10 protein-coding genes are annotated in these 15717 nt (G+C 72.6%); 6 read left to right on the forward strand and 4 right to left on the reverse strand.

Translation table 11 applies throughout. The features are described from left to right. The first annotated feature begins 77 nt into the window (after window positions 1-77). Both KV381_RS13100 and KV381_RS13105 read left to right on the forward strand, forming a co-directional pair. The gene (locus tag KV381_RS13100; protein WP_218785258.1) at window positions 78-3680 is read left to right on the forward strand and encodes a CDP-glycerol glycerophosphotransferase family protein; all 3603 of its coding nucleotides are present in this window, start codon (window positions 78-80) and stop codon (window positions 3678-3680) included. Window positions 3681-3811: 131 nt separating this feature from the next. After that, window positions 3812-5050, forward strand: coding sequence for a hypothetical protein (locus KV381_RS13105; RefSeq protein ID WP_218785259.1), 1239 nt, complete (start codon window positions 3812-3814; stop codon window positions 5048-5050). 60 nt (window positions 5051-5110) lie between these two features. Here KV381_RS13105 and KV381_RS13110 read toward each other — a convergent pair whose 3' ends face one another. Further along, a complete protein-coding gene (locus KV381_RS13110) occupies window positions 5111-5731 on the reverse strand; it encodes a TetR/AcrR family transcriptional regulator (RefSeq protein ID WP_030628871.1) in 621 nt (206 codons plus the stop codon). A 178-nt stretch (window positions 5732-5909) separates the two neighbouring features. Here KV381_RS13110 and KV381_RS13115 point away from each other — a divergent pair, with 178 nt between their 5' ends. Next, window positions 5910-6809 carry an ABC transporter permease gene (locus tag KV381_RS13115; protein WP_181007869.1) on the forward strand — a complete coding sequence of 300 codons (900 nt, stop codon included), beginning with the start codon at window positions 5910-5912 and terminating at the stop codon, window positions 6807-6809. Then, on the forward strand, window positions 6802-7593 hold the full coding sequence (locus KV381_RS13120; RefSeq protein WP_218785260.1) for an ABC transporter ATP-binding protein: 792 nt from the start codon (window positions 6802-6804) through the stop codon (window positions 7591-7593). Before KV381_RS13115 ends, KV381_RS13120 begins: the two co-directional genes overlap by 8 nt. A 254-nt stretch (window positions 7594-7847) precedes the next feature. On the opposite strand, the gene KV381_RS13125 is transcribed toward KV381_RS13120, so the two are convergent. Continuing rightward, window positions 7848-12524, reverse strand: coding sequence for an NAD-glutamate dehydrogenase (locus KV381_RS13125; protein WP_218785261.1), 4677 nt, complete (start codon window positions 12522-12524; stop codon window positions 7848-7850). A 432-nt stretch (window positions 12525-12956) separates the two neighbouring features. On the opposite strand from KV381_RS13125, the gene KV381_RS13130 reads away from it, so the two are divergent. Then, complete coding sequence (locus KV381_RS13130; protein WP_030628868.1) at window positions 12957-13523, forward strand: DJ-1/PfpI family protein; 567 nt, start codon at window positions 12957-12959, stop codon at window positions 13521-13523. Between the two features lie 171 nt (window positions 13524-13694). Here KV381_RS13130 and KV381_RS13135 read toward each other — a convergent pair whose 3' ends face one another. Beyond that, window positions 13695-14381: an HAD family hydrolase gene (locus tag KV381_RS13135; protein WP_030089145.1), complete on the reverse strand. Its 687-nt coding sequence runs from the start codon at window positions 14379-14381 to the stop codon at window positions 13695-13697. A gap of 62 nt (window positions 14382-14443) precedes the next feature. Beyond that, window positions 14444-14950, reverse strand: coding sequence for a hypothetical protein (locus KV381_RS13140; protein ID WP_030089147.1), 507 nt, complete (start codon window positions 14948-14950; stop codon window positions 14444-14446). Between the two features lie 274 nt (window positions 14951-15224). Between KV381_RS13140 and KV381_RS13145 the strand changes: the two genes are divergently transcribed. Beyond that, window positions 15225-15671, forward strand: a complete 447-nt coding sequence (locus KV381_RS13145) for an Rv3235 family protein (protein WP_086777913.1) — start codon at window positions 15225-15227, stop codon at window positions 15669-15671. Window positions 15672-15717 lie beyond the last annotated feature (46 nt).

The following is a 15717-nucleotide window of genomic DNA, read 5'->3' on the forward strand; positions in this document are numbered from 1 at the left end:
CGGCCGACGGTCGGTCGCTGTTCACCCGTTCGGGTCAGCGCCGGTGACCCCCGGAGCCGCCCTCTGTTGACCAGGACATGAAGTCACCCCTCCTCAGCGTCGTCGTCCCCGTCCACAACGTCGAGGCCTACCTTGCGGACTGCCTGCGGTCGGTGGCGGAACAGACCCTCGCGGCGATCGAGGTGGTCATGGTCGACGACGGTTCGACGGACGGCAGCGCCCGGATCGCGGCGGAGTTCGCCGCGCGGGACAGCCGCTTCCGGCTGGTCCGGCAGCAGAACGCCGGCCTGAGCGCCGCCCGCAACACCGGTGTCCGCCACACCACCCCCACCGTCCCCTACCTGGCGTTCGCCGACAGCGACGACATCGTCGTGCACGACGCGTACGAGCGGATGACGGCCTCGCTGGAGTCGACCGGTTCCGATCTGGCGACCGGCAATGTGTGGCGGCTGACCGGGCAGGGGCGGCAGCAGGCCTGGCAGTACCGCTGGCTGACGGGCCCCCGGTCGCGCACGCACATCACCCGTGACCCGCGCCTGCTGGCCGACCGGGTGGCGTGGAACAAGGTGTTCCGGCGCTCCTTCTGGGACGCGCACGGCTTCGCGTTCCCCGAGGGCCGGCTGTACGAGGACACCCCGGTGATGATCCCCGCGCACTACCTCGCGGGCGCGGTCGACGTCCTCGCCGAGCACGTCTACTACTGGCGGGTGCGGGAGGGTTCGATCACCCGGCGACGGACGGACGTCACGGGTGTACGGGACCGGATCGCGGCGTGCGAGCAGGTCAGCGCGTTCCTGGGCGGCCGGGACGCGGAACAGCGGCGGGCATACGACGCGTCCTGCCTGCGCGACGACTTCGGGTACTTCCTGGACGGCCTGCCGATGGGCGGCGAGGCGTACCGGGCGGCGTTCCTCGAGGGGGCCGGGGCCTTCGTCGACCGGGCGGGCCCCGGGGCGCTGGAGGGGCTGCCGGTGGAGCTGCGCATCAAGTGGCAGCTGGTACGGGAGCGGCGCCTCGCGGAGCTGCTGGAGGTCCTCGCCTTCGAACGGGCCAACGGGGCGGGCACGTTCGCCGTCGAGGGTCTTCCGGGGCGACGCCGGGCGGCGTACCCCGGCGTGCACGGCGCGAGCGCCCGGCTCGCGGGCCCGGACATCCCGGCGGTGGCGCGGCTTTCGGAGGCGCGCTGGGGCGCGGACGGGAAGCTGCGGTTGCGCGGGTACGCGTATCTGCGCAACCTTCCCGCTGCCTCCGCCCGGCAGCGGCTCACGGTGGGGATGGTCCGGGCGGAGCGGGGCCGGCAGGTGCGGCCGGTGCCGGTGCGTTCCGTGCCCGCTCCCGAGGCGACGGTGAACTCCGGTCAGGAGCTGCACGATTACGACCACGCGGGCTTCGAGATGACCCTCGACCCGGACCGGCTGCCCGCGACGGCGGGCGGCGGCTGGCTGGTCGGCCTGGTCCTAGCCGGGCCCGGGACGGTCCGCCGGGTGGCGGTGCGCGCCCCGGACGCGGGCGCGGACCAGCCGCTGACGCACGACCTGGGCGACGGGCGGCGGGCGGTGCTGGACTTCCGGGCCGGCCGACTCCGGCTGACGGTGTCACGGCTGCGGGCCCTGGCCGAGGGCCACCGGACGGTCGAGGCGGCGGGCTCCCCGCTGGACATCACGAGCCGGCACATCGGCGGAAGCAGGCCCACGGCGCTGGTGCTGACGCGCGACGGGGGCGAGGAGCGGTCCTACGAGGTGGAGTACGCGGAGGGCGGGGCGCGCGGGGAGGACGGGGCGCGCGGGGGCGCGTTCAGGGTGCGGGTGCCGCTCGCCGAACTCGCCGCCGCCCCGCCCGCCCCACATCGCGCCCCCCGCGAGGTCGAGGCGGCGAACGGGCCGGAGAGCGGGGCCCGGTGGCGGGTCCGCCTGCTGCTCGCCGACGGCAGCCGCGCCCCGCTGCCCGCGGCCCCGGACCTGCCGCCGCCCGCGTACGCGGACCCGGCGGGCGACCTGGTGCTGGACCTGGCGGGGCTGCCGTACGCGGACGAGGTGGAGTGCACGCCCGAGGGGGGCGTACGCATCCGGGGGGCGTACGCGGGTACGGCGACCGCGCCCCCGTCCGCGTACGGCGGCCGCCTCGTCCTGCGCCACGAGACGCTGCACGAGACGGTTCCGGTCACGGGGGCGGTCGTGGACGCGAGCGGGGCTGAGGCCGAGCGTCCTGTGGGAACAGAGACGGAGGCGGCGTCCGGCACCGGGGCCGACGCGGCGGTTGCTGCCGCTGACGGCTCCGCGCCCCGGCCGCTCGCCGCCACCGCCCCGGGCCGGTTCTCCGCGCTGGTCGTCCCGCCGCTTCCGGAAGGCCGCTGGGAGCTTCGCCTGGACGGGCGCCCCGTGCGCGTCCTCGGTTCCGTCGCCGCGCGGTTGCCCCGCGCCGGGGGCGTCGAGGGCGCGCTGCGCCTGGAGCGGCGGCACGGCGACCGGCTGTCCGTGGTCGCGGGGCCGGAGTCGCCGGCGGTGGGCATCGGGCGGAGCGCGTACGGAAGGCGGCTCCTGCGCGCCGCGCACCACGGCGACCGGCGCACGCCCCTCCCGCTCCGCGACACCGTCCTCTACGCGGGCGGCGACTCCCCGCGCGCCGTGCACGCCGAGCTCGTGCGCCGGGGCACGGAGGCCGAACACCTGTGGGTCACCGGTACCACCCCCGGCCGCATCACCCACGTCCCGCCCGGAGCGCGGGCCGTCCCCGTGCACAGCCCCGCCTGGTACGAGGCGCTGGCCCGCTCCCGCCGGATCGTCACGGACGAGCAGCTGCCCGGGTGGTTCGAGCGACGGCCGGGGCAGACCGTCGTCCAGACCTGGCACGGCACCCCGCTCGGCCGGTTCGGCGGCGGCCTGGCGGACACCCTCTACGCCGACCACCAGTACCTCGCCACCCTGCCGCAGCGATCGGCCCAGTGGTCGGTACTGGTCTCCCCGAGCCGCTTCGCCACCCCGCTGCTGCGCAGGTCGCTGGCGTACGAGGGCGAGGTGCTGGAGGCCGGATCGCCCGCCAACGACGTGCTGTTCCCGCCCGTGCGGGACAAGGCCGCCGAGGAGGTGCGGCGCGGACTCGGCATCCCGGAGGACCACCGCGTCGTGCTGTACGCGCCGACCTACCGCGACCACCTGGCCCATCCCCCGGCCGCCTCCGCCGACCGCACGGCCCCCGGTCCGTACCGCTGGGACCCGGCGCTCGACCCGTACGCCCTGGCGCGGGCGCTCGGCCCCGGCCACACGGTCCTGGTGCGCCGCCACCCCCGGGTCACCGGCGACGTGCCGGCCGGGCCCGGTGTGCTCGACGTGTCCGGGCACCCGGGGGCGGCCGGGCTGCTGCTGGTGGCCGACGTCCTGGTGACGGACTACGCGGGGCTGATGTTCGACTTCGCGCTGACGGGCCGGCCGATGCTGTTCCACACGTACGACCTGGAGCACTACCGCGACACCGTGCGCGGCTTCTGCCTGGACTTCGAGACCCGGGCGCCGGGGCCGCTGCTGGTCACGACGGACGAGGTGGCGCAGGCGCTGCGCGACACCGGGTCGCTGGCGGCCCGGCACGCCGACGCGTACGAGAGCTTCCGCCGCGACTACTGCGACCTGGACGACGGCGGCGCGGCGGCCCGGGTCGCGGACCGCCTGCTGGCGGACGGGCCGTAGGGCGGGCGGGCCGCAGGGCGGACGCGCCGTAGGCCGGACGTACTCCGCGTCGGGCGCTCCATCCCTCATCCCTCATCCCTCGGACGAGTGGCGGCGGGGAGAAGGACGCCGCCGCACGGAACCCATGAGACGTGCCCCTCTTCTCCGCTGCCTCCTCCGCCCCGTCCTCCGACCTGCCGCCCACCGGCCTCCCGCCCGCCGCGACCGGAGGCGGCGGGGCCGACCGGGCGGTCCGGCCGCCCCTGTGGCTGCCGTCGCCGTACCTCGTGCTGGGCGGGCTGCTGTGGGCGGTGCTGTCGGCGGCGGCCTGGCAGGCTCCGCTGTGCTGCGAGGCCGGGCTCCAGGCGGCGGTCGTCGAACGGCTGCGGGTGAACCTGCTGCACCCGGCGTTCCCGATGACCGACCTGCCCGCCGTGGCGAGCGCGCACTACTCCCCGTACGCGCTGGTCCAGGGGCTGGCCGCCCGCGCCGCCGGGTTCTCGGGTCCGTCCGTCGTCGCGCTGGCCGCGTCGGTGAACCTGCTGCTCCTGCTCACCGGGATCGGCCGGCTGACCCGGCTGCTGACCCCGAACCGCTGGGTTCCGGTGCTCCTGCTCGTACCGCTGGCCCTGATCCACTGGGCTGACCCGGCCCGGTGGAGCGCGCCGAGCACGTTCGCGGTCGCGGTCACGCTGCACCTGTGGGCGTGGACCGGTCGCGCGGCCGCCCGGATGGCCCGCCCCGGCGATCCGAGGCCCGGCCGGACGCCCCGGTGGGCGGAGGCGGCCGGGATCGGCGTGCTGCTCGGGCTGGTCCTGCTGGTCCACCCGCCGACGGCGATCGGCGCGGCGATCGGGTGCCTGGCCCTGATCGCGATCCGGACGCGGACCCGGATCCGGCCGACCGTGTGGCGGTGGGCGTTCGCCGTCGTCTGCGCGGTGACCGTGGCGGCGCTGTGGCCGTACTACAACGGGCTCACCGCCGAGCGCACCCCCGCCGAAGGCCGGACCACCGGGCCTCCGGCGGCCGAAGGGGTGCGGGCGGCCGGGGAGCCGTACGCCTGGGCGACCGCGTACGTGCCTCCGGGCGAGGTGGTCCTGACGGACAGCCGCCCGGCGATGTACGCGCTGGCCGGGCACGGGGCGTACGTCCTGGCCGACGCGCTGCCGGACGCGGGGCTCGCGACCACGGAGCGGCGGGAGCGGAGCCGGGCGGTGGCCGCCTATCTCGACACGTCGACCCCGCAGGCCCGGCGGGACGGGATCACCGCCCGGTACGGGGTGCGGTGGCTGCTGCTGACCCGCTTCCAGCGGCTGCCCGAGAACGCGACGGTGCTGGCGTTCAGCCCGCGCACGGGCGAGGTGCTGGCGCGGGTGGCGGCGACGGGGTGAGGATCCTCGGGCGTGCTGAGCGGTAAGGGCCCTCAGGCGGACAGGCGCGTTCGAGGACTCTCAGGCGTGCTTGAGGGCGGCGACCGCCGAGGCCGCCAGATCGTCCAGGTAGCCCTTGGGCAGTTCGCCGCGGACGACGACGAGCCGCCAGTACAGCGGCCCGACGATGAGGTCGAGCGCCCGGTCCGGATCGCTCCCTTCCGGCAGTTCCCCCCGGGCCACCGCCTCCCGCACCACCACGGCGGCGACGCCCTGCTGCTGGTCCAGGAGCGCGGCCTTGATCGCCTCGGAGATCTCCGGATTGCGGGCCGCCTCGACGAGCAGGTCCGGGATGACCTGTGAGGCGACCGGGTGGCGCAGGGCGTAGGCGGCCAGTTCGAGGACGGCGCGCACATCCCCGTACAGCGAGCCGGTGGCCGGGGCGGGCATCCCCTGGGCGGCGACGGCCGCGACCAGGTCGAGGACGAGCGCCAGCTTGGACTTCCAGCGGCGGTAGACGGCGGTCTTGCCGACGCCCGCGCGCCGGGCGATGCCCTCGATGGACATCCGGGCGAACCCCACCGCGGCGAGTTCCTCGAAGACGGCGGCGCGGATGGCGTCGGTCACGTCCTCCCGCAGGACGGCGGCGCCTGCGGGGGCGCGGCGGCGGGTTCCCCGTTCGGTGGTCATGGCCCGCAGCATAGTCGGCCGCGACGAAACGGTTGCGTTGCGACGTACAAGCGTCCTACTCTCAGCGTTACGACGATACGGTCCCGTCCCAACGAAAGCGTCCCCACGGGACCGTACCGTCCCATCCCCCCTCCGCTTCCGTCGAAAGCGATCGTCCGTGGTGAGCCAGACAGCAGCTCCGCCGTCCCCGGTGAGCACTCCCGACCAGGCCGTTCCCACCTACGCACCCGGTGAGCTGGCGGCCCTGGCCGCCCGGCACGGCCTGACGGTCAGCGGTGCCCGGCCCTCGCTGCCCGCGTACATCCGGCAGCTCTGGGGCCGGCGGCACTTCATCGCCGCGTTCGCGACGGCCAAGCTGACGGCCCAGTACAGCCAGGCGAAGCTCGGCCAGATCTGGCAGATCATGACGCCGCTGCTGAACGCGACCGTCTACTACTTCATCTTCGGCGTCCTGATGGACACCAGGCGCGGGGTGGAGGACTTCGTTCCGTTCCTGGTCACCGGGGTCTTCATCTGGACCTTCACCAGCAGTTCGATCACCGCGGGCACCCGGGCGATCAGCGGCAACATCGGCCTGGTGCGGGCCCTGCACTTCCCGCGCGCCTCGCTGCCGGTGGCGCTGGCGCTCCAGCAGTTGCAGCAGCTGCTGTTCTCGCTGGGCGCGCTGACCCTCATCCTGCTGGTGTTCGGCCAGTACCCGCGGCCGTCCTGGCTGCTGGCGATCCCGGCGCTGGCGCTCCAGGCACTGTTCAACACGGGCCTGTCGATGGTGATGGCCCGGCTGACGGCCAGGACCCCCGACATCGCGCAGCTGACGCCGTTCGTGCTGCGGACCTGGATGTACTCCTCCGGCGTGATGTGGAGCCTGGACCATCTGCTGGCCGGCGACCGGGTGCCGCACGCGGTGCTGGTGCTGCTGGAGTACAACCCGGCGGCGATCTACATCAACCTCATGCGGTACGCGCTCATCGACAGCTACAGCGGGCTGCCGGCGCACGTGTGGGCGGCGGCACTGGGCTGGGCCCTGCTCTGCGGAGTCGCCGGCTTCGTGTACTTCTGGAAGGCCGAGGAGACGTACGGACGTGGCTGACACCGAAAACGTATCTGGGGACCGGCGCGTCCCGACCGTCGTCGTCGACGACGTCCACATCACGTACACCGTCAACGGCGCCCGGACGGGCAGGGGCAGCGCCACCTCGGCACTCAGCCGGCTCACCACCCGCCGCGCGACTCCCGGCGCCCGCAAGGTGCACGCCGTGAAGGGCGTCAGCTTCGCCGCGTACAAGGGCGAGGCGATCGGCCTGATCGGCTCCAACGGCTCGGGCAAGTCCACGCTGCTCAAGGCCGTCGCGGGCCTGCTCCCGCCGACCCGGGGCCGGGTCCACACCCAGGGCCAGCCCTCGCTGCTCGGCGTGAACGCGGCGCTGATGGGCGACCTGACCGGCGAGCGCAACGTGGTGCTGGGCGGACTCGCGATGGGCATGACGCGCGAGCAGATCCGCGAACGCTACGACGCGATCGTCGACTTCTCCGGCATCAACGAGAAGGGCGACTTCATCACGCTGCCGATGCGCACGTACTCCTCGGGCATGGGCGCACGGCTCCGCTTCTCCATCGCGGCGGCCAAGAGCCACGACGTACTCCTGATCGACGAGGCCCTGTCCACGGGCGACGCCAAGTTCCAGCGCCGTAGCAAGGACCGCATCAAGGAACTGCGCGCCGAAGCGGGCACGGTGTTCCTGGTGAGCCACAGCAACAAGTCCATCACCGACACCTGCGACCGCGCGCTGTGGCTGGAGGCGGGCACCCTGAGAATGGACGGCCCGGCAAAGGACGTAGTGGCAGCGTACGAGGCGTTCACCAACCGCAAGTAGCCTCCCCGCCCGCACAACCCCAGCCCGCCCAGCCACCCCCAGCCCGCCCGGCGATTGAGGGCACCTTTCCCAGCCCGTCCAGCCACCCCCAGCCCGCCCGGCGATTGAGGGCACCTTTCCCAGCCCGTCCAGCCACCCCCAGCCCGCCCGGCGTTTGAGGGCATCTTTCAGCCCGTCCGGCGCTTGAGGACAAACCCACGCCGAGGGGGCCGGCGCCACCAACGGCACCGGCCCCCACAGACGTACGCCAGCAGCTACGCGTGCGTACGCAACAACGTCCGCATCGTCCGCATGGCCACCGACAGATTCGCCAGATCAAACGCGTCCGACCCCTGGATCTCCTCCAGCGTCGACCGCGACCGGGCAAGAATCGCCGCGTTCTTCGACTCCCACGCCACAAACCGCTGCTCCGGCGTCGAAGCCCCGTTCCCCACGCTCAGCACGTCCGACGTGAGCGCCGCATGCGCCGCGTACAGGTCCTCGCGGATGGACGCGCGGGCCATGGACTGCCAGCGGTCGGCCCGCGGCAGCTCGATGATCCGGTCCATCAGCTGGGTGATCCGCAGCCGGTCCGCGAGGTCGTAGTAGACCTCGGCCACCTCCAGCGGCTCCTTGCCCGTACGGTCGGCGATGGCCACGATGTCCAGCGCCGGGAAGGCGGAGGAGAACCCGGCCACCCGCACCGCCAGCTCGTCCGGCACACCCGCGGCCGTCAGCTCGTCCAGGATCGAGTGGTACCAGTCCAGGTCCGCGCCCTTGACCAGCTTGGGCAGCTCGCTCCAGACCTGCTCGACGCCGTCCCGGAACAGGTCGATGGTCTCCGCGATGGCGACGGGCTGCGGCCGGTTGCCCAGCAGCCAGCGCGAACCGCGCTCGACCAGCCGCCGCGAGTGCAGCCGGATCCGGGTCTGGACATCGGCGGCGACCTGGTTGTCGAGCGCCTCGACGGCGTCCCACACCGAGGACAGGCCGAAGATCTCGCGGGCCGTGTACTGGGCCCGCACGATCTCCTCGATCGACGCCCCGGTCTCCTCCCGCAGCCGGTGCAGGAAGGTCGAACCAGCGGTGTTGACCGTGTCGTTGACCAGCACCGTCGTGATGATCTCGCGCCGCAGCGCATGCCCGTCGACCGCCTCGGGGAACCGCTCGCGCAGCTCGCTCGGGAAGTAGGCGTGCACCAGCTTCTGCAGATGCGGGTCGTCCGGCAGGACGGTGGAGATCAGCTCGTCCGCCGTCGTGATCTTCGTGTAGGCGATCAGCACGGCCAGTTCGGGCTGGCTGAGCCCCTTCTCGTTGCTCAGCAGCTCCCGGATGTGCCGGTCGGCGGGCAGGAACTCCAGCGCCCGGTCGAGCGCGCCGTCCCGCTCCAGCCGGCGCATGAAGCGCTGCTGGGCGTGGAGCAGCGAGGGCGCCTGCGCGGAGGCGTTGGAGAGGGCCACGTTCTGCGCGTAGTTGTTGCGCAGGACGAGCGCGCCGACCTCGTCGGTCATGTCGGCGAGCAGCTTGTTGCGCTGCTTGACGGTCATGTCGCCGTCCCGGACCAGACCGTTGAGCAGGATCTTGATGTTCACCTCGTGGTCGGAGGTGTCCACACCGGCGCTGTTGTCGATCGCGTCGGTGTTGATCCGGCCGCCGTTGCGGGCGAACTCGATCCGGCCGAGCTGGGTGGCGCCGAGGTTGCCGCCCTCGCCGACGACCTTGGCCCGCAGGTCCTCGCCGTTGACGCGGATCGCGTCGTTGGCCTTGTCGCCGACGTCGGCGTTGGACTCGGAGACGGCCTTGATGTACGTGCCGATGCCGCCGTTCCACACCAGGTCGACCGGGGCCTTGAGGATGGTCTGCATCAGGTCGGCGGGCGTCATCTTGCTCACCGACGCGTCGATGCCGAGCGCCTCGCGGATGTGCGCGTTGAGCGGGATCGACTTGGCGCTGCGCGGGTGGACGCCGCCGCCCGCCGAGAGCAGGCCGGTGTCGTAGTCCGCCCAGGAGCTGCGCGGCAGGTCGAAGAGCCGGCGCCGCTCGGCGTACGAGGTGGCGGCGTCCGGGTTCGGGTCGATGAAGATGTGCCGGTGGTCGAAGGCCGCGACCAGGCGGATGTGCTCGGAGAGCAGCATGCCGTTGCCGAACACGTCGCCGGACATGTCGCCGACGCCGACGACGGTGAAGTCCTCGGTCTGGGTGTCGTGGCCCAGCTCCCGGAAGTGCCGCTTGACGGACTCCCAGGCGCCGCGGGCGGTGATGCCCATGCCCTTGTGGTCGTAACCGGCCGAGCCGCCGGAGGCGAACGCGTCACCGAGCCAGAAGCCGTACGCGACGGCGACCTCGTTGGCGATGTCGGAGAAGCTCGCGGTGCCCTTGTCTGCGGCGACGACGAGGTAGGTGTCGTCCTCGTCGTGCCGGACGACGTCGACGGGCGGCACGACCTCGCCGGCCACCATGTTGTCGGTGATGTCGAGCAGCGCCGAGATGAACGTGCGGTAGGCGGCGATGCCCTCGGCGAACCAGGCGTCGCGGTCCACGGACGGGTCCGGGAGCTGCTTGGCCACGAAACCGCCCTTGGCGCCGACGGGCACGATGACGGTGTTCTTCACCATCTGCGCCTTGACCAGGCCGAGCACCTCCGTACGGAAGTCCTCGCGCCGGTCCGACCAGCGAAGACCGCCGCGGGCGACCTTGCCGAAGCGCAGGTGGACGCCCTCCACGCGCGGCGAGTAGACCCAGATCTCGAACGCCGGCCGGGGCGCGGGCAGGTCCGGGATGGCCTGCGGGTCGAACTTCATCGAGACGTACGAGTGCGGCGTGCCGTCGTCCGTCTTCTGGAAGAAGTTGGTGCGCAGGGTGGCCTTGATGACGGTGAGGAAGGACCTCAGGATCCGGTCCTCGTCGAGCGAGGCGACCTGGTCCAGGGCCCCGTCCAGCTCCTCCAGGAGCCCGTCGGTCAGCTCGGTGCCGGCGCTCTGGCGCCCCGGGGACATCCGGGCCTCGAAGAGCGAGACGAGCAGCCGGGTGGTGTGGACGTTGTTGCGGAGCGTGGACTCCATGTAGTCCTGGCTGAAGGTGGATCCGGCCTGCCGCAGGTACTTCGCGTAGGCGCGCAGCACCATGGCCTGCCGCCAGTTCAGCCCGGCGCCGAGGACCAGCGCGTTGAAGCCGTCGTTCTCCGCCTCATCCTTCCAGACGGCGGCGAAGGCTTCCTGGAAGCGGAGGCGGGCGTCGTCGGCGAGGTAGCCGCCGTTGCCGTTGGCCAGCGGCATCCGCAGCCCGAAGTCGTAGATCCAGGCGTGCGTGCGGTCCGCGCAGCGCAGCTCGTACGGCCGCTCGTCGACGACCTCGACGCCGAGCTGCTGGAGCGCCGGGAGGACGGCGGAGAGGGAGACCTGCTCGCCGGTCCGGTAGATCTTGAAGCGGCGCTCGCCGGGGCCCGCGCCGACCGGCTCGTACAGGCTGAGGGCGAAGTCCTTCTCGCCCTGCTTGAGGGTCTCCAGGTGGACCAGGTCGGCCACGGCGGCGCGCGGCGAGTGGTCGGCCTTGTAGCCCTCGGGGAACGAGTGGCCGTACTGGCGCTGCAGTTCCGCGCCGCGCTCCTCGCCCAGTTCGGCGTTGAGCGCCTCCTGGAAGCCGTCGGCCCAGGAGCGGGCCGCCTCGACGAGACGGGCCTCGATCCGGTCGGCGTCGGCGTCCGTCAGATGCGGCAGCTCGGTGCCGGCCGGGACGCGGATGACGAAGTGCAGCCGGGAGAGGATCGACTCGGTGTTCCAGGCGGTGAAGTCGACGCTGTTGCCGCCGAGCTCCTCCTTGAGGATGTCGATCAGCCGCAGGCGCACGCCGGTGGTGTAGCGGTCGCGCGGGAGGTAGACGATCGCGGAGTAGTAGCGCCCGTACTCGTCCTGACGCAGGTAGAGCCGCAGCCGGCGGCGCTCCTGGAGGTAGAGGACGGAGGTCGCGACGGAGCGGAGCTGGTCGACGGGCGTCTGGAAGAGCTCGTCGCGCGGGTAGGTCTCCAGGATCTGCAGCAGGTCGCGGCCGTCGTGGCTGTTGTACGAGAAGCCCGCGCCCTCGACGACCTCGGCGACCTTGCGGCGGATGACGGGCACCCGGCGCACGGACTCGGTGTAGGCGGCGGAGGAGAAGAGCCCGAGGAAGCGCCGCTCGCCGACGACGTTGCCCTTGGCGTCGAACTTCTTGACGCCGACGTAGTCGAGGTAGCTGGGGCGGTGCACGGTGGCCCGGCTGTTGGCCTTCGTCAGGACGAGGAGCTTGTGCTCGCGGGCCTTGGCGCGGGCGTCGGCGGGCAGCCGGTCGAAGGACGGGCTGACCGGGTGGGCCTCGTCCTCGCTGTGCTGCGGGTCGGAGCGCAGGATGCCGAGCCCGGTGCCGGGTACGGCGGCCAGCGCGTCGCTGTCCTTGAGCTCGTACTCGCGGTAGCCGAGGAAGGTGAAGTGGTCGGCGGCCAGCCAGCGCAGCAGCTCGCGGGCCTCCTCGACCTCCTCGTCGGGATGGATGCCGCGCCCCTGCCGGGACAGCTCGTTGGTGACGGAGTCCACCAGGAAGGGCATGTCGTCGGTGACGACCTCGACGACGGAGTGGCTGCAGGTCCAGCCGTTCTCCTCGACGGTCGGGGTGTGCACCCGGACGTTCGCGGTGCCCTGGGGACGATTCTCGGCCAGCCGGTAGTGCGAGGCGGCGGCGCCGAAGACGTCCACCGGGTCACGGCCGCTGAGGTCCTCCGGAGCCGTATGCAGGTAGTAGCGCTGGAGGTAGGCGAGCACCGTGTCCTGGCCGGGACGGTCGCTCGCGTCGGCCCCGGCAGCGGCGACCCGCGCCCGGGGGGCACCTCCCGGGCCACCGACACCACCGCCCGGACCGTCTTCAGCTACCTTGGCGGCCCCTGCGAGCAGCTCGGCCTTGGCTTCGTCCAGCTTGGTCTGCATGTCCTCTGGCTCCTGTCGCGCGCCGTTGCGTGACGTAGGTGAGAAAAGCGGCGTACCGCCACGACGCGGGGTTTCCGGTCTGGGTCGACGCTATGCCGCTTCGAGAGATACCCGGGACCATATTGGCCATTTTCGGCAGCCGGTCCGGAGTCGGAAGATCGCGGATCGCCCGGGTGCTGTGGCACTCCGGGCGGCGGCCGGGGGCTTCGCTGCCCCCGAGGCGTATCGCGCTGATCACGGCACCAGGCTATCGCCCTCGCACCCCACCGCGTCATGAGCTGCTTGTGTACAAAAGAACCCCCCGAACTTTGACACTCTGGACAGTGCGCCGCGCCGCCTTGGCGAACTCCCGGAACCGGGGCATTCTGTCCTCACCGCACGGATTCAGGCCCTGGGCACGCCATCGGGGCCACCGGCCCCGAGGAGCCCGCCATGCCGCAGAAGATCCTCATCGTCACCGGCGACGCCGCCGAGTCGCTCGAAGTCCTCTACCCGTACCAGCGGCTGCTGGAGGAGGGGTACGAGGTCGACATCGCGGCCCCCGAACGCAAGACGCTGCGCTTCGTGGTCCACGACTTCGAGCCCGGCTTCGACACGTACACGGAGAAGCCCGGCTACACCTGGCCCGCCGACCTGTCCTTCTCCGAGGTCGACCCCGGCGCCTACATCGCCCTGGTGATCCCCGGCGGCCGGGCCCCCGAGTACCTCCGCAACAACGCCGAGCTGCGGAAGATCGTCGGCGCCTTCTTCTCCGCGGACCGCCCGGTGGCCCAGATCTGCCACGGCCCCCTGATCACCGCGGCCACCGGCAACCTGAGCGGCCGCAGCGTGACGGCGTACCCGGCGCTGGAACCGGACATGCAGAGCGCGGGCGCGACGTTCCAGGACACGGAGGCGGTGGTGGACGGCCCCTTGGTCTCATCAAGAGCCTGGCCGGACCACGCGGCATGGATGCGAGAGTTCCTGAAGGTACTCCGATCAAGCCCGTCCGGCGATTGAGGACATCTTTCCCCCGCGAAGCGCCGCACCCTCAAGCCTGCCCGAGCACCCCTCCGGCCCGCCGGCGACTGAGGGCATCTTTTCCAGCCCGTCCGGCGTTTGAGGACCGGGGCCCGGGGCAGCGCCCCGAAAACCCGCACCACCGCACCACCGCACCCCCCACCGCTCCCGCTACGCGACGAACGTCTCCGCCAACGCCACCGCCTCCCCCAGGCTGTCCACCACCGGCACCCCCGCCCCCTCCAGACTGCTCCGACTGTGCGACCCACCCGTGTACAGCACAGCCCGAGCCCCCACATGCGCCGCCGCCACCGCGTCATCGAGCGCATCCCCGATGACCACCGCGTTCTCCGGCGCGAACCCGTCGACACCACCCGCCCCGGCCAGCGCGGCGAAGTGCCGCTCCATGTGGAGCGCCTTGCTCCCGCCGGACGGCCCCGTACGCCCCTCGACGCGGACGAACCGCGGCTCGATCCCGTACCCCCGCACCACCGGCACCAGCTGCTCGTGCCCGTACATGCTCAGCAACGACTGACTGCGCCCGGCCCGCTGCCACTGGTGCAGCAGTTCCTCCACCCCGTCGGTGAGACCGCAGGCGGCCCGCTGCTCCGCGTAGTACCGGTGGAAGACGCCGTCCATCCGCTCCCACTCGGCCTCGGTGGGCAGCCGGCCCAGGAATCGCTCGTAGAACCGGGGTATGGGGATCGTGTACATCTCCCGGTACTGCTCCAGCGTGATCGGCTCCAGCTCGACCTCCGCGAACGCGGCGTTCGTCGCCTGGATGACGGCATGGGTGTCGTCGAGCAGCGTGCCGTTCCAGTCCCAGACCAGATGTGTGCGTGTCGTCCCGGAAGTCATACAGAAAAAAATACCCGCCGGGTCCGACAAGGCCGCCGCCTCAGCACCGGATCAGCGCCGACTCAGCCGATGAGCTGCGGAATCTCCTGGACACCGAACCAGAGCAGCTCATGGTCCTCGGCGCCGTCCACGGTGAACTGCGCGTCGTCGTCGCCGAGGTCCGCCGCCCCCAGGGCGGCCGCCGCGGCGGCCACGTCCTTCTCCGCGTCCTCGGCGTCCACGTGCACCGCCGCCGCCTTGGCCAGCGGCAGCGCGGCGGCGATCCGCACCTCGCCGAGCGAGGCCGCGCTCAGCCCGTGATCGGGGTCGGCGGCAGCGGACCCGTCCGGCACGTCGACGGCGAGGACGACCCGGCGGCGCACCTCGTCCGGGTTCCCGGCGATCATCCGGAGCGAGGCGGCGGCGGCCCGGTTGAGCGCCGCGTACTCCAGCTCCTCGATGTCGTCGGAGACGTACCACTCGCGCAGCCCGGGCGTCACCGCGTAGGCCGTCAGCGGCCCGGGGCCGACCTCGCCCGCACCGTGCGCCGCTGCGAGACCGGAGAGGGTCAGGGGGACGTACACGCGCATGGCAGGTCGCTTTCGTAGAGGGAAACGTCCTCAGGATACGTGGGAGCGTCCCCTTTCGGGTTTCGGCAACCGGGGGCGTCCGTCCACCGCCGAAGGCCCGTCACCCTCGCCGCAGCCCTTGTCGCACAAGGGTCGAGCCACTGATAGGTGAACCGTGCCGCACCCGTTCACCGCCGAGAGGCCCCTTGCGTCGCTGACGACCGCACCCGTAGAAGATTCCCGACACAAGTTACCGCCCGGTATACACCGGGCCCGGTCAACGGGGGCGACGATCATGAGCACGGACAGGACGAGGCCCGCAGGACGACGCGACCGGAGCGGTCCCCGGTCGGTACCTCCGCAGCGGTCCCGCAGGCTGCAGCCCCACCGGCCGCAACGGCCCCACCAGTGGTTCGCCGAACGCCTGCTCGCGGTCCTCAGCGGCCAGCGCCCGGTGCACTGGATGCTCGGCCACACCATCGGCGAGGCCTACGACCAGCTCGCCGAGCTGGCCCCGAGCACCCCGCTGGGGGCCGTCCGGGGCAGCCGCCCCGTCCTTCGGCACTGCCGAGGGGCCCAGCCCGCCACGGGCGTGGTCGAGGCGTTCGCCAGCATCACCGCGGGCGACCGGGTCCGGGCGATGGCCTTCCGCCTGGAACAGGGCGCCGACCAGCGCTGGCGCTGCGCCGCGGTGGAGCTGGGCGGCGAACGACTCACCGCCGGGGCCCCGGGCCCCCGGTGACCCGTAGGACGCGGCAGGGGCCGGACACCGCGTGGTGTCCGGCCCC

Origin of the sequence: Streptomyces sp. WY228, from assembly GCF_019287315.1 — a bacterium.
In the GTDB taxonomy this organism is placed as follows: Bacteria; Actinomycetota; Actinomycetes; order Streptomycetales; family Streptomycetaceae; genus Streptomyces; species Streptomyces caviscabies.